Origin of the sequence: uncultured Fibrobacter sp. (assembly GCF_947166265.1) — a bacterium.
Taxonomy (GTDB): Bacteria; Fibrobacterota; Fibrobacteria; order Fibrobacterales; family Fibrobacteraceae; genus Fibrobacter.
Genome location: NZ_CAMVDO010000007.1, coordinates 129,223 through 153,789, shown reverse-complemented (window position 1 = coordinate 153,789; position 24,567 = coordinate 129,223). Strand labels below are relative to the sequence as shown.

At 46.7% G+C, this 24,567-nt stretch carries 11 protein-coding genes; 3 read left to right on the top strand and 8 right to left on the bottom strand.

Annotated elements, in window-relative coordinates; all coding sequences use genetic code 11:
* A partial coding sequence (locus tag Q0W37_RS05810) for a calcium-binding protein (RefSeq protein WP_297699646.1) occupies positions 1-11,413 on the bottom strand: 11,413 nt, incomplete at its 3' end.
* 208 nt (positions 11,414-11,621) lie between these two features.
* The gene (locus Q0W37_RS05805) at positions 11,622-11,807 is read right to left on the bottom strand and encodes a hypothetical protein (RefSeq protein ID WP_297699651.1); all 186 of its coding nucleotides are present in this window, start codon (positions 11,805-11,807) and stop codon (positions 11,622-11,624) included.
* Here Q0W37_RS05805 and Q0W37_RS05800 point away from each other — a divergent pair.
* Positions 11,718-12,977 carry an ISL3 family transposase gene (locus Q0W37_RS05800; protein ID WP_297699650.1) on the top strand — a complete coding sequence of 420 codons (1,260 nt, stop codon included), beginning with the start codon at positions 11,718-11,720 and terminating at the stop codon, positions 12,975-12,977. The two genes, Q0W37_RS05805 and Q0W37_RS05800, sit on opposite strands and share 90 nt — an antisense overlap.
* On the opposite strand, the gene Q0W37_RS05795 is transcribed toward Q0W37_RS05800, so the two are convergent.
* Genes Q0W37_RS05795 through Q0W37_RS05780 form a run of 4 tightly spaced genes read right to left on the bottom strand, consistent with a single transcriptional unit; the run spans position 12,913 to position 18,346 of the window.
* Positions 12,913-14,370: a hypothetical protein gene (locus Q0W37_RS05795; RefSeq protein WP_297699644.1), complete on the bottom strand. Its 1,458-nt coding sequence runs from the start codon at positions 14,368-14,370 to the stop codon at positions 12,913-12,915. The two genes, Q0W37_RS05800 and Q0W37_RS05795, sit on opposite strands and share 65 nt — an antisense overlap.
* Positions 14,371-14,403: 33 nt before the next feature.
* Complete coding sequence (locus Q0W37_RS05790; protein WP_297699642.1) at positions 14,404-15,633, bottom strand: FISUMP domain-containing protein; 1,230 nt, start codon at positions 15,631-15,633, stop codon at positions 14,404-14,406.
* 15 nt (positions 15,634-15,648) lie between these two features.
* Positions 15,649-17,925: an NACHT domain-containing NTPase gene (locus Q0W37_RS05785; protein ID WP_297699640.1), complete on the bottom strand. Its 2,277-nt coding sequence runs from the start codon at positions 17,923-17,925 to the stop codon at positions 15,649-15,651.
* Between the two features lie 10 nt (positions 17,926-17,935).
* Positions 17,936-18,346: a hypothetical protein gene (locus Q0W37_RS05780; RefSeq protein ID WP_297699639.1), complete on the bottom strand. Its 411-nt coding sequence runs from the start codon at positions 18,344-18,346 to the stop codon at positions 17,936-17,938.
* Positions 18,347-18,647: 301 nt separating this feature from the next.
* Between Q0W37_RS05780 and Q0W37_RS05775 the strand changes: the two genes are divergently transcribed.
* The gene (locus Q0W37_RS05775; protein ID WP_173821704.1) at positions 18,648-18,941 is read left to right on the top strand and encodes a hypothetical protein; all 294 of its coding nucleotides are present in this window, start codon (positions 18,648-18,650) and stop codon (positions 18,939-18,941) included.
* Positions 18,942-18,956: 15 nt separating this feature from the next.
* On the opposite strand, the gene Q0W37_RS05770 is transcribed toward Q0W37_RS05775, so the two are convergent.
* Entirely contained in the window at positions 18,957-21,023 is a 2,067-nt protein-coding gene (locus Q0W37_RS05770; protein ID WP_297699635.1) for a DUF87 domain-containing protein, read from the bottom strand.
* Complete coding sequence (locus Q0W37_RS05765) at positions 21,020-22,453, bottom strand: SIR2 family protein (RefSeq protein WP_297699633.1); 1,434 nt, start codon at positions 22,451-22,453, stop codon at positions 21,020-21,022. Before Q0W37_RS05765 ends, Q0W37_RS05770 begins: the two co-directional genes overlap by 4 nt.
* A gap of 148 nt (positions 22,454-22,601) precedes the next feature.
* Between Q0W37_RS05765 and Q0W37_RS05760 the strand changes: the two genes are divergently transcribed.
* Complete coding sequence (locus tag Q0W37_RS05760; protein WP_297699631.1) at positions 22,602-24,053, top strand: efflux RND transporter periplasmic adaptor subunit; 1,452 nt, start codon at positions 22,602-22,604, stop codon at positions 24,051-24,053.
* The last annotated feature ends 514 nt before the right edge of the window (positions 24,054-24,567 follow it).

Sequence of the window (24,567 nt, the reverse complement as noted above, 5' to 3'; positions counted from 1 at the left end):
CCGCGAAGGAATCAAGGTTCGTAAGCGTGAGCTTGATTTCCTGCTGCTGTTGGGCCGCATAGTAGGCGTTGAACAGCTTGGAATTCGAGGTGTCGCCGTCAAGCTGGGCGTCATCCTTCGGCATCAGGCTCGAATTCTGCGTTCCGTCGCCCACGGCGGTATCGTAGGCAACCAGCGAAATGCCAATGCCGTCGTGCGTCACGGGGTCGTTGGTGTAGTTCTCGCCAACGACATGCAGGCCGTTGTTCTTTATGTAGAGGTTCGTCCAGTCGTTATCCGCGACAACACCCGCCGTCTCCCCAACCATCTCGCTTGCGGTCGCGTTCTCGCGGGTAAAGTTGAACGAAGCAACCTGGATTCCGTCGAGCATCGCTTCGGCGGCGGCTGTCGCGCCGGATTCGATGTGGTCGGCCCCCTGGCCGCCTACCACGACATCGTTGCCGTTACCCGTGTAAATATGGTCGTTGTAGTCGCCCGCCACCGTGCGGGAATCAAGCGACTCGGCAAGCGACAGCGTAGAGGCCGTGGCCTCGGAGCTGTCGCGGTCGGTAAAGACCATCTTGGCGTTGTCGCCGAACACAACATCGTTGTCGTAGATGCCGTAGCGTTCGTCGCCGTAGGTCGTCAAGGTGTCGCCACCCGTGCCGCCCACCACGATATCGTCGCCACCGGAAGTGTAAACCGTGTCGGCACCGCCATGGGCAATGTCGGTAGAGGCGGCCACATCCTGCGCGTGGAGGGTTCCCTTCACCTGGATGGCGGCTATGCCCGGAATGTCCTTGCCGTTGATGTTGTCGAGCGTGTAGCCGTCCTCGATAATCACGCGGAAGTTGTCGGCGGCAACACCCGCTGGAACCTCGAACACCACGTAGTTGCCCGTGGTGTCTATCAGCACGGCATCATCGCCCGTCAGCTCACCGGAGAGAACCGCCGCATTGTGCGCAAGGTCCGCCAGGATGTCCTCGGCGCTGGTGTATTCGGAACGCTTGTAGGTGCCGTTGAAGTTGGAACCGGCGCAGTCGTTCACGTAGAAACTCTGCAGGGCAACTGTCGAGTCACCCACATACAGGCTCACCTTGCGGATGCTCTGGCCCGCCCAGGAATTCGCGTCGGGCATGTCAAGGTAGACTGCCACCCTGTAATCGGTAAAGTACTGCGCAAGGCCATCCACGGCGACTTCGAGTTTGTTGTCGCACTGGTTGCCCGGGGCGGTAGTCATGTAGCCACTGTTCATGAGCGCCGCATCGGCATCGGTAGAGGCGTTCGCGAAGTTGTGGCCGTAGGCCTGCAAGTTGATGCGGTTGTCGGTGCTCGTATTGCGGTGGCTCTCGATGCCGCCGTAACTCACGCTCACGGCGCTTGCGCGGGTGTTGTCGTCAAAGCGCACAATCTCGCTGTCATCGTTGCCGTAGGTCCCGGCGAGGCTCCCGCCCACATTGTTCCAGTTCGCCTTCGCGAAATCTGCCGCACCCGCAACATCTTCCGAAGAAAGCCCCGTCTGCGAGGCACCCATGAAGTTGAACGAGAGCGTCGCCTCGGTGCGGGTCTCGGGAACATTCTCCTGCCCAAGGGCTTCGGCAATAGAGGCATGCCCTCCGAAGGTGGCATAGCCGTCATCGCCGAATACAAGGTCGTTGCCATTGCCAGTCGAAATGACTTCATTCTCGTTTTCGTGCTCGCTAATATTCGCAGGAACGGTTCGTGTTGCGTTCACCCCGCCGAAAACGACATTCCTGCCGTCGGCAAGGGTTATCACATCGTTTCCGCCCTGGTTTTCCGTCACCGTGCGGGCAATGCTCGGGCCGCGGCGAACACCGTCGGTCTGCCAGTAGGCTTCGGAATCCTTGTTCTTGCCCGTCGCATAGTCGGAACCGCCTGCATTCCATTCTTCATCTTCCTCATCAACGCCGGGTGTACCGGTCCTGTCGTCACCGAGGCGCGTTACCACATTGCCGTCATCGTCGTGGTACAGCACCTGGCCACGGTCGCCGAAGACAAGGGAACTGTCGCTGTCTATGTCAATGGAGTCATCACCAAGGCCGCCGAACACGATAAGGCCTTCCTTGGTCACATTCGCACCGGTAGCAGCCACGGTGTCGTTGCCCTCGCCAGCGTTGATCACCAGCTGGTCGTCCTCGCCATCCTGGTAGCTGTGGACATTGATCGTGTCGCCACCTTCGCCGCTGTTCATCACGGTAAAGGTCTGGAATCCGTCCTCGCGGTAAATGGACTTGTAGATATCCACCGTGTCCGCGCCCGTACCCAGGTTGTATTCCCCGTATTCCATGTTGCCAGTGTTGATACGGTTCTCGTCGGTTGCCGCCTGGTCCTTGTGGGTAAAGCGGAGCGACTCGGAGTCCGAATTGAACCATTCCGTGTCGGCCTGTTTTTGCACATCGGGCAGGGAATTGAGAATAACCGGCGAACCGCCAGCCACCGGAATCACGGACTGGTCGATGGTCCCGACAGATTCCAACGCCTGAAGGTCGTTCTTCACGCCCGCCTTGGCATTGCCCATGTTGTTGGTGAAAACACGGTCCACGCTCTGGCTCTCGTCAAATTGCGCTGCGGTCTGGGCAGCCGCGGCCCAGGCGGCAAGGTCTTCGGCGGATGCCGCATTTTTCTCGTCGTTGGTTGTCGGCGTCGTCGAAGTTCCATAACGGAGCATCGCGGGGCCGACATCGCCAAGGCTGAACTCCTTGCCCATGCCGTCTTCGTACAGGGCGCCCTTGATATTTTCAATCGTGTTGTCCTGCATGTGCTGCGCGATTTCTTCCTTGGAGACATTCTGGAAGGAATTTTCCTCGTCATAAATCGTCACCTGCGGGTAAACGATGGAGCCGTCCACCGGCTGGAATGATACATTCCCCTTGAGGGAAACTGGCTTGAGCGAGACCTTGTCAAGGATAATTATCTGGGTACCCGCAGTCCTGTAGACATACCTGGCATTGTCCGCGTCTATGGTTCCAAGCAGACTCTCGGCACATACGGAATTTTTCGTCCCATCATCCGCAGACGTAAATTCAAGCATATCGGTCATGCCCTCGGTACTGTAGGCCATCTGGATAATACTTTCGTCATCCAGCAAGACTTCGCTATGCTGGTAGTTGAAATAAATCCTCGTGCCGGGCGTCAATCCCAGAGAATTTATATTTATTTTCAGCACATCTTCATCGATGGACAATCTCCCCGCATCAATGGAAACGGGTGCCCCGTTCTGCATATACCAGGCATTTATCCCGCTCGTACCGGAAGGCAACAGAAGGTTGTCCACTGCGACTTCATTTCCAGTGGAGGCAGTCACAACGACTTCCCGAGTCACCGAGAACTTGTTGTCAACGGTCGTTTGCGTACCGGGTTCGTCAAGGAACACCAGCGCGTTCTTGCAGGTGTTCACCACGGACGCTTCCACATTCGTCTGCGTCGCGGTCAACGACACATTGTGCAGCAGCGAGAAGTAGTCGTCCCCTTCGCGTACCGCATCGCCTATGGCATGCACCTTTACCAACTGCGGGGAATCCCAGGCGACAACGCCGTCGCCCGTCGCCGTGGCGGCGAACCTGAACGTTATCGACTTGCAAAGTTTTCCGCTTCCGTCCACAAGCCAGATTTCGCGGTCGCCGCGTCCATGCGCTTCCGTGGTCGCCCCGGGAGCGAATACCGTCACCGTAACGGTCTCGCCCGCCTTGGGAGCCCTATCAAGTTTCACCCTGTAGGCATTGACCGTGCTTCCGTTTTCGGGCAATACGGCCGTGGGCGTGTCAAGCACCTTCGTCGTGTCGTTCGCGTTCACGAACACGACATTGATGGCTCCGGAATCCACCGCGGTCGCCGTCAGGAACGCGGGCATGTCGGCGGAACCCACGCCACCGTTATAGAAACTGTCGTTGCCCTTGTTGCCGTAGAGCTTCGTTATTTCCTTCGCTTCAGAATCAAGCACATAGAAGGAATCGTCGCCGTCGCCGCCGTAGACATTCTTGTCCTCGATGCTCACCGTCTGCACATCGATCCCCTCGCCGAAAATCCGGCCGTGAGAAATCACAAAGGTGTCGTCCCCTTCGCTTCCGGCGATGCTCATCTTGTCGATTCCGGCACCGCCAATCAGCGTGACCGGACCGTTCTCGACAATCGACGTGGTTTCGTCTTCATGCTTTTCCTGGAACATGGCGACATTGAAGGTGTCGTTGCCAAGGCCACCGGAAAGCGATACGGCCGCCTTGTTGTGCAACACGTTGAAGGTGTCGTTACCTTCACCACCGACAATGGACGTTGCGTGTTCTACGCCGTTGCTCAGGTAGCCCTGGGTCGTCTCCGTCGTCCCGAAAACATCCTTGGGCTGCACGTTGCTGAGATTTGCGTCGGTCGTCCGTTTCGAATCGAACATCTGGCCGACCGTTACCGTATCGTTACCGGCACCAGCATCGATAGCGATTGTAGAAAGCGTCCCGTCAATGGAAATCTTGTCGTCTCCGGCACCGGCATTCACGGCGAGGTTTTCGACACCGGTCTTTTCGCCACCCACGTTCCAGAAGTTCACGCGCTCGATCTGGGTCCTGCTTACAGGGCTGTTCGGGTCAGTCTGGATTTCCGGCAGCGATGCCACCATTCCCAGGCCGAGGTCCGACGCGCGAATCAGGAATTCGTCGGCATTGACGGTCCCGTTGATGGTCAAGGAATCGGACGCGTCATTTTCACCCGAATCCATCACGTTTGTATAGGCTCGATTGCCGCCCCCCATCATGTTCACGATGTAGGAATCGTCGCCGCTCTGGCCGTCCACGATGTCGCTGCCATTCCCGGCAATAATCGTGTCGGCCCCGCCACTTGTATTCGACAAGGCTTCGGCATATATTTCAAAATTTCCGATAAAGGCATTTATGGTATTGCCGAAAGTGAGCGTTTGCGACTCGCCGCCATTATTGACAAGTAATCCATTTCCTAAGGGATTCTTAGATGCATAGCCTGTCCATCCGTCGTCACCGAAAACAATATCATTCCCGGCACCGCCATCGAGCGTGTCATTACCCAGACCGCCATAAATGACATCTTCGCCAGAGCCACCCGTTATGCGGTCATCACCGGCATCGCCATCGATAAAGTCGTTGTCGGCACCGCCCTCAATGACATCGTTGCCGCCAACAAGTATTTCATTCTCCAGCAAATCAGTCTCATCCTTGCCGTCATCGCCGAAGATGATGTCAGAACCGTTGCCGCCGTAAATTCTGTCATCGCTATTACTACCACTGTCGGCAACGCCGTTCTCGTAATCATCAACGATGTCTCTCTGCTCCGCAGTAAGAGCCGCACCAGAATTTCTATCATTAAATTTCGTTGCAAAACCGAAAAGTTTGATGGAATCCGAATCCTTCAGAAGCGAAGCATCCTTCTTCAGTTCGTCCGAAACGTAGGCATACGGCAAGACAAACTGAGAGTTTTTCTGGGCAATGGTCTTAGTAGCCGAATGAGGCTTGTCGCCAAAGATTACATCCACGCCATCGTCGCCATAAATCTTGTCCGTTCCTGAACCGCCATAAACGACATCGTTGCCCATGCCTGCATGGATTTCGTCAGCCCCTGCACCACCGTCGATGGTGTCAGAACCGGCACCGCCCAGAAGCACATCGTCCCCATTGTCGCCAAAAATGACGTCGTAACCACCCTCGTCGAACAGGTCATAGCGATCAAAGGATGTATTGTTTTTATTGCCCTGTGCTGGAGCCGCCCCAATGGTTATGCGGCCGCCATCACCAAAGATATAGTCCTCACCGTCACCACCGACAATAAAATCATTGCCGAAACCGCCGAAAACATAATTTTTCCCGCCATTTGCAACAATTACGTTGTTCCCATTGCTCTTGTCCGTCGGATAGGATTCGGCAACAGTCTCGTTTGCACTAGCCTTAAATCTTCCTCCTTCACCGAAAATGAAGCTGGACCCGGTTTCCGCACCCTTGATTATGTCATTGCCGTCATCGCCATAAATCAAGGCATATTGACTACCTGCAAATTCAAGACCACTTAAGTTGATTTGGTCATTACCGGCTCCGCCATGGATTTCCACGTTGCATCCGGCAGTTCCCGTAATAGTGACAATATCATCGCCATTACCCGCATAAATGAATAGCGTTCCATTTACATCATAGGTTTGCGTTTTGCCACAGTATGTTATTTCGCACTTATTATCCCCAGTAAAATTAATCGTAACAGTGTCGTTTCCATCACTCAAATCACCGACATTTCGCTTGGCGGCATACTCGCCGATGTTTACCACAAGGTCATCACCTTGCTTTGTCGCAAGGACCGGTTCCGCATCTTTACTCTTGGTATTGTATAACTCCAAAGCATCGCTTCGCCATAGAGTCCAAGTCTTTTTGCCAATTACATAATAGAGATACGCCTTTGCATTTGCCGTGAGTTCGGCTTCAACATCGAATGTATCAAGTGGATTCAATGACAGTATGTCAATCAATTCACCTAACCGAACCTTTCCGTCGTCATTCGGGTCCTTCAAGTCAAGGTTGACATCCAAATTTACACCGATGGTCACCCCGGCTATTCCAGCCAGGCTGACTCCGGCATCTATTCCGACATTGAAAACTACTTCGGTAAAATCATTGCCATTCAAATCCCAGTCAGCGACATAGAATCCATCTATTAAAGACCCCACATCTTTAAATCCACTATTTCTCCAACTTTCCATCCCCAAGGTATCGTAGCCGAACGACAAATCAATATTGACACCGAAATTGAATCCTATATCGGCACACAAGGGCCCAACGATTGGATAATTCTTGCTGAATTCATCCCCCAGATGGAATGGATGCATGTCATAATAGACCAAGGTGGAATGCCGCCCAAGAAGCAGGCCGACAATTTCTTTCAGCGGTTCTTCAAATATCGGGAAGGACCATCCGTAGCCATCAGTAGAGCCTTTTGTTATGGAAACACCAAAGTCGCCAAACTCACTATTTACAGCATTTTCCCATGATTCTCCAGTGGCTCCAACTACAGATATATCACTATTAGTTATACCTAAAGAAGTTATTAAATCATTAACAAAACCTTCTATATCACCAACTTTACCATCAAGAAAATTTTTTCCAATATCATCATTTACACGACTATCCAAAGCATCAACTAAAACAAGATTCGGCAAAATCAATTGTAAATCGCCACAAGCATCTATGTTCTGAACAACATTATTCAAGGCTACGAGATCTTCAAGCATTCGCAAGTCAATATCCTTGGCATTGCCAAATTCCTGAATTAGTCGCAGAAAAGTAATATTGACGCTCTTTTTGGGTAGCTTGTTCAGCACCGGGACATCGGACTGTAAAAAATCGATCAACGGCTGAACAGGTTCAAGAATTTCTTTAATTCTGTGTACTATAGGGCCTAAAACATTTTTTAAGAAAGATCCTGCATCAAATGTAATTTGATTTAAAGCAAGTTTTTGTATACCATTTTGCTTACCTCCCGTTTCCGCAAGCCAATCAAATTCTAAGTCTGTAGAAATACTCGGCAGGTATGCGTCACCGCCCAAAGTCAAATTCATCATAAGATTCAAATTCGACTTGATACGGGTTTCAACAGAGAGTTCTTTTCCTAGTTCGCTCACATTGATTTGAGCATTTTTATTATTATCCGAATTCCAATCGAACCAATATTTTTTTTCGATGTCATAAATACCATCGTTAAAATCGATCCCAAGATAAACTTCAAATTCATTGTTCACGCCAAAATGGTCTAAATCAGCACTCATGGTCAAAAAACCAAGAGAGCCCTCTATTTCTAAATCAGATCGAGGGGCTACAGTTATAACAACTTTCAAATCATCACCAGCATGGGTATTTGCCGCTTCTAGAATAGGAGCATTTCCGTCATCACCCAAGTCATCTTCGCTACCATTAGATAGCAGAATAAACGCACCGCTAGTCCTAGAAATTCCAAAACCAATATCCAAGGTCCAATGGAGTTGGGCGTCTATTCCACCGGAGGAACGCAAACCCAGTCCGGGGAATCCTAAATCAAAATCAGCCTGTGTATCCAGAGAATAATCACCACACAAGCGGATTCGCCAGCCAACCTCATTCAAGGCCCCATTAGAGAATTCTTCGTAATAATGGATTCCCTGATAGGAATTTGTAAACGTTTTGCTTGCCCACAGAATGCTTGTTGCAGAAATAGACTCCAGACTCTCTAAACGGTCCCCTAAAATCCGAGCCAAGGCATCCGCAACAGATGTAGCGGACATATCGGTTGCTTTATTGACAAACTTGCGGAAAGGTTCAACAAAATCCTCGTTCAAGCACGTCAAACAATCGGCGGCGCCAACAATGGAATCTCCAATCAGGGGTATATGTCTGAAAGTATCCGAAAGAAGTTCTCGATTAATGCCACTCTGCGCTTTTCTTATCACAGACGAGAAACTATCAGCAACAAGCCTCAGCTTATCAAACAAGGCGGTTTTTTCGCCCGAGACCTTTAAATTAGAAGCATCGAAATACAGAGTATTGTTCTGAATGCCCACTATGGTTTGGTCTCCCGCAAAATTCTGCGGAATAACATACGACAGAAGCTGACTTATATCCTTGTCCAATATACTAATCGAGCCTGCCCCGCTCATGTCGATGTCAACAAATCCAGCGTCCATTCCCATTGTTTGCAAGTATATTTTTCCTCTTGCGTCCAACTCAGCTTCAGTCCAGTTTATGGCGTTGTTGCTATACGAGGCTTTACAATTTGCATTCAGGTGAAGGTTGCTTCCGCCATATACATTCAGCAAACCCGTAAGGTACTCGCCGTAACCGGCGCTAATTTCTCCAGATAGATTACTGCCTTTTATGTTGATTTCTGCATTGATAAAATCTTTACCTACAATTTCCGAAATACCCACATTACCCCATCCGTTATCAGAAAAAGGAATTGTTAGGCAAACATTCATCTTGATTGATGCGTCAAGGTAGGCTTCCAACGTTCCACCGAAATAGAAACCTTTGCAACCTTGGGCTAGGTTTCCAAGATTGACCAGTTGAGATCTGATGTCATAGTTCCAGCAGAGATTGATTTGGATTGAATTACCATTCAAAGACGGGGTTAGCGAAATGCCGCTCTGTTTTCCAACATAATTGCAGCATTCCTGAATAGTCTTGCCGTTACTCCGTTCAAGCCGGCTGCAAAGGTCATTAATTTTCTGGGAGACTCCCAAAATGTCAGCAAAGCTCTGCCCGCTGATAGGCAAATCTAAACCATAGAAAAAACTACCTTTCAAGGATTGGGTTAGATTATTTTTTATCGATTCAATCAGTTTGTCATTCAGGTCGTTTAGATTATTTCCATTAGACTTTAAGGTTTGCAAGGCAATCCCTGCACTTTGGTCAGAGGGCTTCCATGACAGAGCCGTATCATCAGACAAACAGGCGTCCCTAGCCACTATAGTTCCGTATTTCGCTCCATCCTTAAAAAAGACTTCAAGATTCTTTTGTGAATCTTTACCTTGTAACGGCGCGAACGAGACCATGCAATTTGTGGAATTCAACTCATTTTGAGAGACCGACAACGCTGTAGTATATACAGCATTATTTAAAAAAGATACACCACATAAAGAACAAATTGTTTTCAGGGATCCTATATCAATACTTCTTAAATGCGGAACTGACTCTAATCCCAGAGCAAGAAAATCCCTAAAATCATACAAGTCTTGAAAATACTCTCTAGATTGGTAAGAGGTCGAAGCAAAAAAAGCATCTGCATTACTTTCAACATTTCCAATAAGTGTAATTATATTTTGCACAAGAGCTCGCGCTGCATTTATTTCTTCTTCGCTCGAATTTTCAGTAAGTCCCAATGAATTTGTAGGGAATGTTTCATTCAAGTAATCCAATAAACCATTCAAAGCATTTTCAACAGGAACCATTCGTTCTTTTATAATCGTCGGCTTGGCAAGAACTTCCCAATCAGGGAGATTCGTCAATGTCAGTGACATGGTATGTCCCATATCAATGTTGCCGGTAATTTCCATCCCGGCAACACCGCTCGTGGCATCAACAGAAACTGCTCCTGCAAGTGATTGGGTCACGTTCAGGGAAAAACCGCTATAAGCGACATTCGACGGGTCTTCTAAGTTATTTTTCTTTACCGAGAATTCATGCGAAGCATCTTCGTCAATATCACCAGCAAGTCCGAGTATTGCGGACAACAAATACGAATTGTTTCCGTAAATAGATTTAACCTGATAACCATTATGTCCCTTAATGGAGCATCCTTCCACAGTTAAAGCAGCCGTATACAGTCCATTTACCTGGTCGATTATTTCGTCCAATAAGTCACTGACAGTTGTATTTACATCGGCACTGTGCACAAAACTGCGCAGGTCAACCGAACAAGAAACAACCTGATTACTTGAATTGAGTAGTTCGACAACAATGCAACTGCCATCACCAGAATAGCTGACATTATCGTTGAAACCAAGCCACGCCCCACCACTGACAAAGTTTAAGGTCAGGTCTTCATGATTCGCGGTTCCTGTCGTCCTGAAACTAATTTTACCATCCCTCACCTCACATACAACTTTGGCGGAAAGAGCGCTATTCTGCTCAATTTTTTTGTTTATAACAATGGCAACATCGTCTAGCGATTTTACCCCGTTAAATGTTTCTTTTAAGATAGATAGGGCGACACTGGCTGCACCACCAACAGAAAAGCTCATTTCCACATTGGAATCAGGCAAAGACAGGGGCAATGTATTGGACATGACCCCAGAACCATGACTTAAAAGGATTGTCTGCGCGGCATCGGCTATTTTGAAATTTTCAAGCTCCTTTAGATTATTTCCAACAAATACGATACAGTCCCCGAAGCACAGGACATCGACACCGGACAGGTCTTCCGAGGAATCTAGGGCTGAGACCATGGCAGCAACCAGAGAATCCATACTTGCCGCCCTATTGTCCTGTGCAAGATATTCAAATTCCAGCGTATCGGCATCGTCAAAGGACAGTTTCACCGCAATAGTAGAATCCGTAGTGTTGAACGCAGTCGATGAAATTGAGACAATCGCAATTTCCTTATTCTTCAAGGCGGCTGCACTAGCAAGCCCCATTTCTTGCAAAAGGATTCTATCCGATTCTGTTGATACAGCCAAGTCCTTTGCACTGGAATAAAGGATGTAGCGGCCGTTCGATTCGTCCATGATGTAAGATACTTTCCCGCCAAACGTAGACTGCAACAAGCCCGACATTCCTGAAATATTATCCTCCGGAACTTGGCATTCTTGCGGCACGGAATTTTCCTCGCCATCGGTCACCTTTATTTCACCAATTTCAGTCAGCGAGCGGCCATAAGCCATTGAACTCGGCGCAACAACGGTCGATGTTCCCCAAAGGGCTTCGGTACCCTGAAATCTTCCCGGCAAAAGATTTTCCAAGGGCAAATGTTCATTAGCCGCCTCCATTGTCTTGATGGGAATTTCAAGTGTAAACTCAAGAGACACATCCGATGTGGTCAGGTTCAACGCAGGATTTTTGGCTCTTCTGAGCTAAGTGTGGAACATTTTTCCTAAAAAATAGCCTGAAAACGGCATAAAATCAAGCCTTTTGAACAAAAAAAGGCACCTGAATTTCCTAAAAGTTTTTTTTGCCCAAAAAACTGAACACAGGATAACTCAGATGCCGTTCAAAAATATAGTCAAAGCCCTGCTCGAAGTCAAGCATACCGCCATCGACAAACTTTCCATCGAAGACAACAGCCTCGTCATAGACGTCCACCCGACAAAGTCCTTCCGTCACAGGTGCGGCCTCTGCGGCCACAGGGGGACGTTCTACGACTATGGCAACGGCAAGGGTCCGAGACTATGGCGCAGCACGGACTTCGAGGGGCACAAGGTGTTCCTCCGCTACAGCACGTACCGCGTGTACTGCCCGCACTGCAAGGCCGTCCACTCATGCAAGGTGCCATGGGCGGCACACGGATCGCGCTTCACGCACAAGTTCGAGGAAGTCACCACCTGGTTCGCGCTACAGATGAACAAGTCCGCCACGTCAAGCTACATGAGGATCGCATGGCGGAGCGTCGGCGAGATCGCGGGCCGGGTCAAGGACTCCATCGCATCAACCGCGGGCGACCCGCTCGACGGCCTCGTGAACATAGGCATCGACGAGACCAGCTACTGCAAGGGGCACAAGTACATGCTCGTCGTGGTGAACCACGACAACGGCAAGGTCGTGTGGGTTCACGAGGGGCATGACAAGGCGACAGTCGAACTCTTCTTCGAGGAACTCGGCCCCGAACGCTGCAAGAAGATAATGCTGGTGTCGTGCGACGGGGCAAGGACGATAAGGGACTGCATCGAGAAATACTGCACGAACGCGAAGCGCTGCGTGGACCCGTTCCATGTCGTGGAATGGACCATGGAAGCCCTGGACCAGGTACGCGCCGAGTTCAGGCGCAAGGCCGAGGCGGAAGAACCCAAGGTCAAACGCGACAGGGGCCGTCCGAAGAAGGGCGAGGAAAAGAAGGTGTCGCTCTCGCAGATAATCAAGGACTCGAAGTATGCCGTAGGGAAGGCTCCCGAGAACCTGACGGAGAACCAACGCAAGAAACTGGAACTGATCGAAATCAAATGTCCGGTACTGTTCCGCGCACGGGCCTTGAAAGAAAGCCTTCGAGTCATCTTCTCGATGGAATACGAACAGGCGAAAGGGGAACTAGACAAGTGGATAGCCTGGGCTCGGCGATGCCGAATAAAGGCGTTCGTGGAACTTCAGAAGAAGATAAAACGCCACTACGACGCGATACTGGCATCGATAAGGTACGGACTGTCGAACGCTAGGATAGAGGCGACGAACAACAAGATAAAGTTCGTCATACGCATGGCCTACGGGTTCAGGAACACAAAAAACATGCTGGACATGGTCATGCTGAAATGCGGCTGCTACAAGGTGTCGCTACCCTGGGAAAAGGAGAAAACCGCTGCTTAGACTCCTCCCAACCCCTCCACACTAACTGCAGAAGCCTCGGATTTTTTACAACATTAAAGCCCAACTTTTCAATTTCATTTGCAGCTATCAAAGCCGATGTTTTGGCATTAGAATCACAAGTCAGCGAAAACGGAATTTTTAGAACATTGTTTTCTAAAGAAACGCCTGAAGAATTCTGATTTGCAGCTAGAATATCCTGCAATGATTTAACTTCACCTGACAGAATACCTTTAAACAATTTCGACCAAGGTACACTTTCTGTAGCATTTCTATTCAGCAGTCCGCCAAAGGTATCCTGAAGAAGCGGTGACGGATTATTCTGTGTTACAAAGGAATTATTCTTTATCCATTGATACAGGCTGTATAACGGCGATACAATAGAATTTATGCTTAGATTATTTTCCAATATCTGGACAGTGGTATCACTCCATAGCATATTGTTGGGAGACGGCAAGGAACTGTCTAGGCTGTAGGTAACAGGATTTGTTATGGATACCCCACTTCCTAAACTGGACACATTCGTCACATTGAAGTTGAGGTCGCCCCAATACGTTTGTCCAATGGAAGAGTTGTTAGCCTGGGCACCGGCAGAATAGTCGGCCGTCGTCAAGTCGTTGGCTGCATCCGCCACTGATTCGAATTTCAACGTATTCCCGAGAGCAAGCCTCGGATTGGTTCCGTCACCGGGATTATCAACAACCTGCCTAAAGAGGGCGCGGGCATCGAGTGCTACATTGTCCACATCCACGCTACCCACACCATTCAATGTAATTTGGGCAGAGGCATCGATACTGACGTTATTTTCGGCCAAAGAAACAAGATTGACATCTACACTGATTTTCTCTGCAACCAGGGCGGACAAATTCTCCACGGTTTTTGCCTTATGGAATGCCGCGGAAACAACAATGGAACCGTTGGACACAGCAAAGGAGCCATTCCATCCATCAGAATTAAACGAAGTATTGGAGAGGTGCGAATAAATTTCAGAAGCGCTGAATGTATGAGAACTGTCCCATTCCCCATCATGGGCTGCCATATACTCCGCTTTCAGTTGGTTCAATGCCCCGGTCATGGAGTTTTTGACAATTGTTTCAAGGGCAGATGTATCAATATCGCCTTCATCGTAAAGGTCATTTACCTGGGCTCGGCGAACTAACGAATTTTCCTCAATCTGGACCGTATCTATCCTGGTATCTTCCCATGAAGAAACATATTGTGCTGGCAGCAGGTTGTCGTCAATCAAGTTTGATTCGGCAGTCCAGTCACTGACAGTCGCATCCATCATTAGACGGGTGCCAAGCTGTTCAATTCGGTAAAGGTTGTTCCCCTTTTCGTGTTTATACCCCTTCTTCTTGTTCGCAGCTCTCTTTCCCTTGTTATTTCCGCCAAACATACATACTCCTTGTCGCTTTAGACCGTTTATAGTTTAATCTGTTATGCAACGAATAGACAACGCCGCCGTCTTGCGGAAACGATTTTCACTCACAGAGGCTTTATTAACCAAGTGATGGGAGGTAATTAGCATTGACATTGCAACATTCCCCCCAATAGAATCTATACCGTATACATCACTACTAAGCCAGAATGCCGTTCGTTCGTGTAGATATACACTAGAATCACCTCTTTGTTTAATTGGGTCATCTTCAGCATACCCAACGGCCAAAAGAGAGGTTCCAGTCTTATTGTTAGCGCTCTTTTCATACCACCATGTGGACTTGGATAAATCATCAACCAAAGAGCCTGTAATTTGCTGAACTCCAGCCGTTACCCATTCATTTTCAGTAAGTATATGCCAACCTTTTGGACACAAACCTTTCCACAGACTTCTTTTGATTGTTTGCCACCCATTATTGAGTTGCGCTGTAGTCCAAATCGTATCAGGACATTCGGCACTGTTCCCAGTAGGAACCGTATCACACGTCCTTGGCAAACCAAAGGCTTCACTCCACGTGTAAAGTCCGCCAAAAAAGTGATCACAATACCATTCGTCATCATCGTAACAATGCTTCTGCACCTCTGCATCAGATTCCTCCCCTAATTTCACAAACGTGCCGTAATTCAAGTTCTGGGCAAACATCGTCCGCGTGTTACCCCCATCAACAAAAGTAATTGTCTTGTATATATGTCCGTCGCGTTCATCCTTGAATTCGCCATAATCTACATCGGGGTTGAACACGCTGTCGAGATTCAGCTTGGGCCTAGAAATCACGTTTTCAGAAGTATCAATTAGACTCACAAGGCTATCCCTTATCCATTCTCCACTCTCACAATGGTAATAGAACATCACCGCATTGCTAACAAGATTTGTTCTCGTATCGCCATCTTGACAATCGCCATCTAGGATGCTCGCTGAAGAATTCGAATTCCCCTTGACAGACGACGAACTATTTGTAGCATTTCCTTTTTTGGAAGATGAACTATTTGATTTTTCATCACTTGAAGAATCTCTACTCTGACTGTCAGAAGATTCAACTTTTTTAGAACTACTCGAACCATCCCCATCTTCGCAATCCTTACAGACCGAAGATGAAGAATCGACCGCGGCATTTTCATCAGGTTCATTGCTAGAGGCCGACGAAGAGTCTTCACAAGCCGCGAATGCAAGCATCGCAAATGCAACCGCACTCACCAGGCCAATTTTCTTAATTGTCTTCATTTCATACTCCTGTTATTAAACTTTCTTCTTAGCTTTGATTGTTAAAGGTTCTTTATAAAGATTATTCAAAAATCTCTTATCGGCAAAGCCATCTCTTTTCAATTTGTTTGTCATCTTCTTAATGTAAGTCGCAGCCTTTTCCGACAGGTCCTTCTCGGATTTAACCTCATGGAAAAGCCCCAGTTTAATCTGGGCTGGCAACTTATTTTGCATATCGAACAAGAAATCTGTAGGCTTGTCGATTTTCAATGTCACGCGTATCATAGAAATAAAGAACAGCGTGTAAGCATCGGGTTCGGTAATTTTATTTGAGTCTAAATCCACCAGATATTTTTCTATGGCATCTCTGAAGAAATTGTAAGAATACAGATTCCTCATCAACATCTGGAAGAACCACAGAAAATTCATCTCCGAAAAGCGCAAGAAGGGACAATCGGCATCCTTTTTCATCTCAAGATAGATGTGACCAGACTCATTGATTGCGCTAGACAACGTTTCAGATATGACATTATATGGTGTATTGTATGCCGCTAAAAGGAAGTTCGGCGCAAAAAACAGCTTCATCATTTTTTCAAATGTGTTACTGCATTCGAGATCCTTGAACGCCTTAATTTCATCAGGGCAATCTTTCAGACATCCGTAATAGAAATAATAGACATTTTGCCAATTCAGAGTCAGCATTTGCTTGTTGATAGGGAGAGTCTTTTCCAGAGCCTTCCTTCTAGCATACAGGAATTCCAGAATTGCACGGTGCTTGAACGAAAAGCATCCATCATATACCGTCACAATGCCGGAATTATCCACTAAATGTCTATATAGTAGCTCAACAACCAATCCGGTGTTGCGCTCGTTTACATATTTTACAAAGAACCCTTTCGCCTCATCTTCGCCTATTTGCGTAAGAGAGTTGTCGAACATGTATATCGCAATATCGGTCGCAATAGCATCAAGAGCTTCATACTGTTTTTGGGCTAGCAAGCCCTTTTCGACATCCCATCTTCCCAAAGACAACTCTACAAATTTCTGAAAAAGTTCGGGCAATGTAGATGGCAAATCTTTCACATCGTTTTTTAATATTTGAGCAAGTAGAATCGCCGTAATGGGAATTTTCGCAATATCCTTAAGCAAATCATTACTGCTTAAATCCGAGAACACCCTATTCGAAAGATTTTCTCTTTTGCAAACATTCAAAATGTAGCGGATTATTTCTGTTGTAGATAATGGGCGGATTTCTAATACACGACAGTCACTCTTAAGTCTTTCTTCTTTTTGAAATAGCGGCGTTATGTTTCTAGTCGCCAGGACCGCATTCACATTTTTCGATTCTATTTTTTGATAAAACTTGAATAACTTTTCAGCTTTTTCACGATCAGGAAAGTTTGCTTCGTCAACACCATCTATAAGGAACAGGTACTGGCCATCATCTTGCAGTTCATCCTGAACACTCTTTTCTATTTCATTGAGAACAACTTCGTCTGCATCGAGTCTATATTTGGTGCATAAATCCTGATATGTCAAATAAATCGGAATCAACGGGTGTTCATCATTCTTTTGGTCACACAAATCAAGGCCAATCTGATGGAGCATGCGAGTTTTGCCAGAACCAAACCCACCCTCAAGCAGAATCATTTTCCTTCTTTTGGCACACTCTAAAACATTCACCTTCTTCGGCGGGTCATTCTTCTGCTGATTGCTATTGTATTCGGCCTTTCGTTCAACAACAGTTTGTCTTAAAGAGAATTCTCCTAAATTTTGGGCAAGGGAATTCCTTGACATCATATCCACAAAATATTGCCGTTTCGTCTGCAAGAAGGTATTTGTCGAATGATGCGGTTCCAACCAATCATCACCCATATACAAATCACTTAATCTAACTACTTCTTGATAATCCCAAAATTCAATATTCAAGTTATCAAATTTTTTATTTATATAATCTCTTGCATTCTTTGAGATGGTATTATTTGTAATTACCCAAAAACTACGGACAGAAAACTCTTCACCATTTTGATTTTTTCGGTCTGTTGTCGATTGAGAAATTTGTCGTTCAATAACATCAAGTGAGTTTGTGATAGAACCGGACTTAACAATTACAGCAACAGCATATTCCCTCTTAGTAACACTATTACGTGTCATAACTATAAAATCGGCACCTTGCTCATTATTTCCATGTGTATAATCGTAGGAATCAATAGCAGCCTCTTTTTGCATAGCCGCAAAAAGCCGGTCCCTTAAAAAAGGATGAAACTGTTCAACTTCTTTCTTCAAGGATTGGATATATTCTTGTTTCGTCATAAACAGCCTTTTATTCCCCCTCAGCATTTAAAGAATATTCCATTATAGCAGCAATCTTTCTTTTCAGGTTTTCATAGCGTTGCTTTCGGTTAAAGCGACCGTGTGTTCTCAACTGTCGAAGAGCAAGTCCTTCCACCTTATTGCCCTTTCCATAGGCAACAGGACCGTCAAACTGAGCGGCAGTCAGGTCAACAATTTCGCCATCAATAACATTGAAAAAATGCGCGCCCTTAGCACCGATTGACTCGTCGCCGACAATCTTGTAGATATCACCGCCTAACAAATCCTGCACGACACATGCCGTCGGCTCACATTGTCCCTTGCATGGGATATCCTTATTCCACGAACCAGGATAACAGGTGTCCTCGGCCCATACCCGATTCAGGACATCCTTCAATTGGTCCAGTTTAGCCGCATCCATAGAATAACAACTCCTACCGCAAAAGCGGTCCAATTAAACATAAAAATAATAAAGAAGTAATCTTTTCCAGCCCCAAACACCCCAAACGAGGGTAAAACACCCCCATATTCACCCCACACCTCGCCCCGAGGTCCGATTTTTTTTGTATACCGCTGAAACGTGGGCGTATTATAACCGTATTCGTTTTTCAATTAGCGTGACACACGTCACACAGCAAAGTTTTTTTGAATAAAGTTATTGGATTTTCATCAATAAAAAGACATTTTTAGACTATAAACAAAATGCAACAAAAGGAGAGATTATGCCCAAAAATGTATGGATGATTATCACCATTGATTCTGTCGCCAACCCTTCGGCAACAAAGGAAAGACAAGACATTCTCGCGAACCATGGTTTTTCCGAACTTTCGCCCCATCATAACATTAGATTACCAGAATCAACCTACATCGGAATCGTTCCTTTTTCAGAAGCCGGGAAAACAAAAGTTGACGAAATATGGGAGGAACTCAAAGCCGCAGATTTAGAACCTCGGCGGATTTTAGGCGGGATAATCAAAGATTGGAAAGTTCTCCGAGACAAGAATGATATAGACTAAAATCAAAAACGTTTGTCAGCTTCTTTCAACGAGACTCGTTTTTGCCCCTTGCCATTCATTTGCCACGGCAGTCCAATCAATAGGCCTTCCATCTTTTCGTGTCCACACATTCCAAAAATCTGGATCATCAGATTGAGGCCGTTGATTCTTGGGTAAGTACCTCATTTTTACAAACATTGGCAACTCAGAAGCCCATCCCAAAAGAATCGCATTCTGTGATGGCAAAGAAGGCAAATCTCTCAGCAATCCTTTTTGATTGTCTGGTATTAAGCGCATTACCAGTTCTTGATCTCTATCATTACTAATTCGATGAAGTAAAAAAGTATTACACTGCGATAATACCGTCGGAGACAATTCAGAAGGCCTTTGAGAAGAAAGAACCATTCCTAAACCAAACTTGCGACCTTCTCTTGCTATTTTCTCAAAAACTTTACAACACATTTCCGAAGCGGATTGATTTTCAGCATCTTCTGTATAACGTTTGACAAAAGTATGGGCTTCTTCCATAACCAAAACAGTTGGTAAACATTTTTCATTCTTTTTACGATATCGCTGCAAAGCCTCAAATGTCATCCTTGCAATAACTGCAGTCAGAATGTGAATTAATTCAGCAGGAACCAAAGATAAATCAATAATTGTAATAGTTCCATTACTAGCGGAATCACCACCTATATAATTATTTAACCAATCATCCAAACGCAAATTATCATAATCCGCTATTGACTTCATTCTGACATCAGACAATAATGTTTTTATTCGAGTTTCCATTACGCTTATATATTCCGATGTTTTAAGAATTTCAGCATTTGCAGAGAGACACTTCAAAAAAGACTCTCCCGAAAATGGGCGTGGAATATCCGCATCTAATTCTCCAACATCTAAATCAACTCCGCCAAATTCAATATAAGCGTTCTGAAGTATAGTCAATATGTCGTCTATATCTTTATGCGAATACGCAAAAATAGGATACCTACATTCAGGACGACTTGTGCGTTCTTCTCTTTTGCGTTCAACCCAGCTATTTATTTCTGCAATACATTTTTTTTGTGATTCACTAAAAGATTCTTTTACAACAAAACTCTCGTTCCACTTTAGAAGCAGATCATGAAAATTTTTTGGTTTAGGAAAAGATCCCCAAGGGCTACCACAATTCTTTTCACATTTGAGTGCAGTAATAATGGTTGAAATATATCTTCTCATCTCAATTTTTTCATCAACAATAGGAGCGTCTATTCCTGAACGAACCGAACGAAGGGTATTTATCAAAGTTGGTTTTTGAGACTTTCCTGAAGCTTGGGCAAAGGCGCACCACTCATTTGAATTCCAAAACCACAAAGGGACTTTTAATCTGTTTTCTACCTCAGTCTCATTAACCGAAAAATATCGAACATTATGGTCTTCTGCAAACGCTTTTTTGTATTCTCCATTTGGATCTAAGATAATGAATCTTGCATTCGGATTTTCTGATCCAACGTGTTTTTTGGCAGCTTCAAGAGACCATCGAATTAACCCAGCAACAGAACAAGATTTTCCACTGCCAGTATTTCCCAAAACAGCCAAATGCCTTCCAAATAATTTATCAGGATCCACAGCAATTTTAGCGGATTCAGCGAAAGGGGAAAAGCCTATTTCCACAAATCTATTTTCACCAGATTCAATGATGGCCTTTAATTGTTTTTCTGTTGGTAGAAGAACATTATCACCCACAGACGGGAAAGAACTCACCCCCCTCTGAAAAGAGTATGTCGAAGATTCTTTTTCCCTCAAAACTCCTAAAGGTTTAACACTCATTTTCCGCATCGGGAAGGGTAAGTCCACTAAACCAAAGTCACCTAGTCCCTGTCTCTTGGGGTATGGTGATTTTTCTATTGTTATCCATTCAATTTGTCCAACCACATAACCGTCTTCGGTATGAATCAAAACATAACCATTGATTCTTGGAAAAACTCTCGGTAGTCCAGTACTAAGGGAAACATCCTCTGGAGCATCAATGTTTAATTGAATCTTAATTTCGTCTGGCGATACAAAATCTACTTGACCAACCTCTAGGGATTCTTGAAATTCTAAAGGAGAACAACTCATTCTTCAACCTCACTAACAGAAGATTCTGCACCATTCTTTAAATTTCCACTATTATTACTTACGTCGGTTGTATGATTACTAACTAAATGTCTATTTTTTAATATTTCACCAAGTTTATAAGTCGTTTTGTCAATTGCAGACTTTGGCAAATAATTATCAACAAGTTTCTTCAAATCGCCAAATTCATGACCAAGCAACAAGGAAATCTGACTTTTTCGACCTATTTCTTTATATGTGTTGATAATTCTATTTTGAGGGTCTTCAAATGCAATAATAACAAGATGAGTAGAAGGAATGGTCAACATATCTTCTATAATCCGGTTTATATGTTCATCTCCAAAACTATATCCATACGTTACCAATGTGCTATTTGGTTTACATGTTGCAGCAGCAAAATCTCGGAACAAATCTACATACGGGTACATAGCTGTCTCACGATCTTTCGCTGCATTGGGATATATCATCATCTTTAAGGCATCGGCACCATACAAGCCGGGAGCCTTCAAATAATCCGCAACATTTTCAGCTCCTAGAGGTAAGCCAATCTTCCGAATAATACTTTGCGTATTCTTTTCAGATTGGACCTGTATCCAATCAACAGAGCCATGCAATTTAGTATACCTAGCAACCCCCTCCAAGTATCTTGGTTCACCACGAATTCCTGGAGGATTATAATGCATATCTATATTAAGACGAGATGATCTAAAAATCGGATTAAGCCGCCCAACGAAACGATCTAATAAATGAAGTCCAGCTAAATCTGCTCCCTCTTCAATAATACGATCATAATTTGTCGTAAATATATTGAGTCTGTCTCGTGTTCCACTTCGGCTAGCAAAGCTCATCAAAAAACTTATCAAATAGTTAAAAGCATCTACAGACTTTCCAGCAACAACAATATTCCTTTCGGATGATAAAATTGAGTTAGCGAAGGATTCTAAAACACTATTAATCTCCTCGCGTAAGTCGTCTTTACGAGAATCATTTAATATTTCCAAGCCTTTCAAAAGTTCATTAGCGAATCTTATATAATCTTCAATGTTCGGTTTATCACGGCCTGCTGCCGATGCGTAAGATTGTATTTGAGCGTCAAAAATATCCTTACAGTTTTTAAATCCATCAAAATTCATGCCAGTCGCAGAACCAGCTTCTGCTATAAAAGAAACTGAAGTCGTCAATCCAGAACCAATCAATAAAGATAAATGCTCCGATTGAAATAATGCCGTAAGCCATGGTTCAACGCGACTTCTCAAATCATTTATTGTAATACAATTTGCACCATCATCATTTTTCTTATACCATGCAGGTGCAGAATCGTCCGCCTTAAAAAATGGGGAATCAGAATCATCCCATATAAGTTTTACAAGGTCATCATCATCGCGAATTTTAATAAGATTTTCTTTTTTCCAATTATTTACCAAATTTTCCATTTTTTATCCTTTTTTTACACAACCTTTATAATCATCCTTAAAAAAATAATATTTATGGACAATCAAAGTATTTTTTTATTAAACAATAAATCTATTATGGTTGCTTTTACTATTATTTCCACCCAAACCACACCCTAACCGACAGTCCATGACCGCACAGAACCAAGAAAAGCCGCAGTTCGACCAGGGCGCCATCATCAAGGCGCTGCAGAACGCCCTGCGCACCACCAGTTCCAAGATAGGGCAGATGAACGAGGTCCTGGACATCGTGCGGGTTGTCGGCGAGGCGAAGACTTTCAAGACGGCGGCACTCGCACTTGCGGGCGAAATTGCCGACCGCCACCACGCCGAAAGGGTGAGCATCGGCATGGTCAAGCACGACTACGTGGTGCTCGCGGCCATAAGCCACACCGACCATTTCGAGGGCAAGATGCAGGTGGTGCGCGACCTGGAATGCGCCATGGAAGAGGCCTACGAACAGGACGCAAGCATAGCCTACCCGCCCGCGGACGGCGGCACCCCGCTCGCCACCCGAATCCACGAGTACTACAGCAAGACTTACGGCGTGGGGCACATGCTCTCGGTCCCGGTAAGGCGGGGCGAAGAGACCATCGCGGTAATCACCTGCGAACGCGGGGCGCACCCCTTCGACGACGAGGAGTCCGCCCAGATCCACCTGGTCGCAACGCTCACTAGCGCAAGGATAGACGAACTCTACCGCAAGAGCGGCTGGTTCGGCAAGAGGTTCGCCCGGGCCGCGCGGGAGGGGTTAGCCAAGCTGCTGGGCCACGAACACACCTGGGCAAAACTGCTGGGCATCCTGCTTACGGCGTTCGTGCTTTTCGCGGCACTGGTGCCCATCCCCTACAGGGTAAGCGCCCCGGCCATGCTCAAGACCGACCACATCACCTACCTGAGCGCCCCCTTCGACGGGTTCATCCAGAGCGTGAAGGTGAAGCCGGGCGACATCGTGTACAAGGGCGACGAGCTCTTGCGACTCGACCAGAAGGAACTCAAGCTAGAAGAGGCCGACCTCATGGCCCAGGAACAGGACAACCGCCGCGAAATACAGAAGGCCCAGGCGAACAGACAGCTGGCCGACCTGCGCATACAGCAGGCTAAGCTCTCGCAGACCCTGGCGAAACTCAAGACGGTGCGCTACAAGCTCTCTCGCTCGGTGGTGCGCTGCGAATCGGACAGCGCGGTGGTCATCGAGGGCGACCTGCAAAAGCGCGTGGGGTCGCATGTGAACCAGGGCGGCGAGCTGTTCCAGCTGGCATCCATCGAAGAAATCTACATGGAGGCCGACGTGAGCGAACTCGAAGTGAACAACGTGCGGCTTGGCGGCGAGGGCTTCATGGCCATCAAGAGTCGTCCCGATTACGTGTACAGGTTCCGCACCACGCTCATGAACCCGACGGCAAGTGTCAAGGACCAGGAGAACACCTTCGCCGTGCGCGGCGAGTTCGTGCGGGCGACTCCCCCGTGGTTCCGCCCCGGCATGACAGGTATCGCGAAGATTTTCGCGGGCAAGCGCACCCTCTGGTGGATTCTTTCGCACCAGGCCATCGACTACCTTCGCCTGAAACTCTGGTGGTAAAAGAGGGCAAAAGCCCCGAAAAGCGGCCCAAAAGTGTGGTTGGAGGTCCTGCAAAAGTCCAAGTGCCATTGTCACTTTGTATAAGCAGCTTCCGCAAATGCTTAGGCATGCCCCTCACTTTGTAAATGTTGCTCCTGCAAACGCCCCAGCACCATCACCTAAGCGGTGAAGGAACTCGGCCAAATGTTCAAGCACCTTTGCATAAGTGGTGTTGCCCCTCGGACATTTGCCCGGGCCCCTTTACACAAGAATGCAACACGCCCCGGCAAAAGTCCAGGCACCTACTTCACCTTGTAAAAGCATCTCCCGCAAATGTCTAAACGCCTTTGCACAAGTGGAGAAAGCGCTTATGCAATTGTCCGAGGACCTTTGCACAAGTGGTGAAACCACTCGCGCAAAAGCCCAAGCAATTTCATCACCGTGGTAATGCCACTCCGGCAAACGCCCCAGCACCATCACCTAAGCGGTGAAGGTGCTCGGCCAAATGTTCAGGCTTCTTCGCATAGGTGTAAAA

What these genes read in the sequence shown, in the direction of transcription:
- Q0W37_RS05795 (WP_297699644.1), bottom strand. Translation starts at nt 14,370, where the DNA reads ATGTTTGGCGGAAATAACAAGGGAAAGAGAGCTGCGAACAAGAAGAAG.
- Q0W37_RS05790 (WP_297699642.1), bottom strand. Translation starts at nt 15,633, where the DNA reads ATGAAGACAATTAAGAAAATTGGCCTGGTGAGTGCGGTTGCATTTGCG.
- Q0W37_RS05785 (WP_297699640.1), bottom strand. Translation starts at nt 17,925, where the DNA reads ATGACGAAACAAGAATATATCCAATCCTTGAAGAAAGAAGTTGAACAG.
- Q0W37_RS05780 (WP_297699639.1), bottom strand. Translation starts at nt 18,346, where the DNA reads ATGGATGCGGCTAAACTGGACCAATTGAAGGATGTCCTGAATCGGGTA.
- Q0W37_RS05775 (WP_173821704.1), top strand. Translation starts at nt 18,648, where the DNA reads ATGCCCAAAAATGTATGGATGATTATCACCATTGATTCTGTCGCCAAC.
- Q0W37_RS05770 (WP_297699635.1), bottom strand. Translation starts at nt 21,023, where the DNA reads ATGAGTTGTTCTCCTTTAGAATTTCAAGAATCCCTAGAGGTTGGTCAA.
- Q0W37_RS05765 (WP_297699633.1), bottom strand. Translation starts at nt 22,453, where the DNA reads ATGGAAAATTTGGTAAATAATTGGAAAAAAGAAAATCTTATTAAAATT.
- Q0W37_RS05760 (WP_297699631.1), top strand. Translation starts at nt 22,602, where the DNA reads ATGACCGCACAGAACCAAGAAAAGCCGCAGTTCGACCAGGGCGCCATC.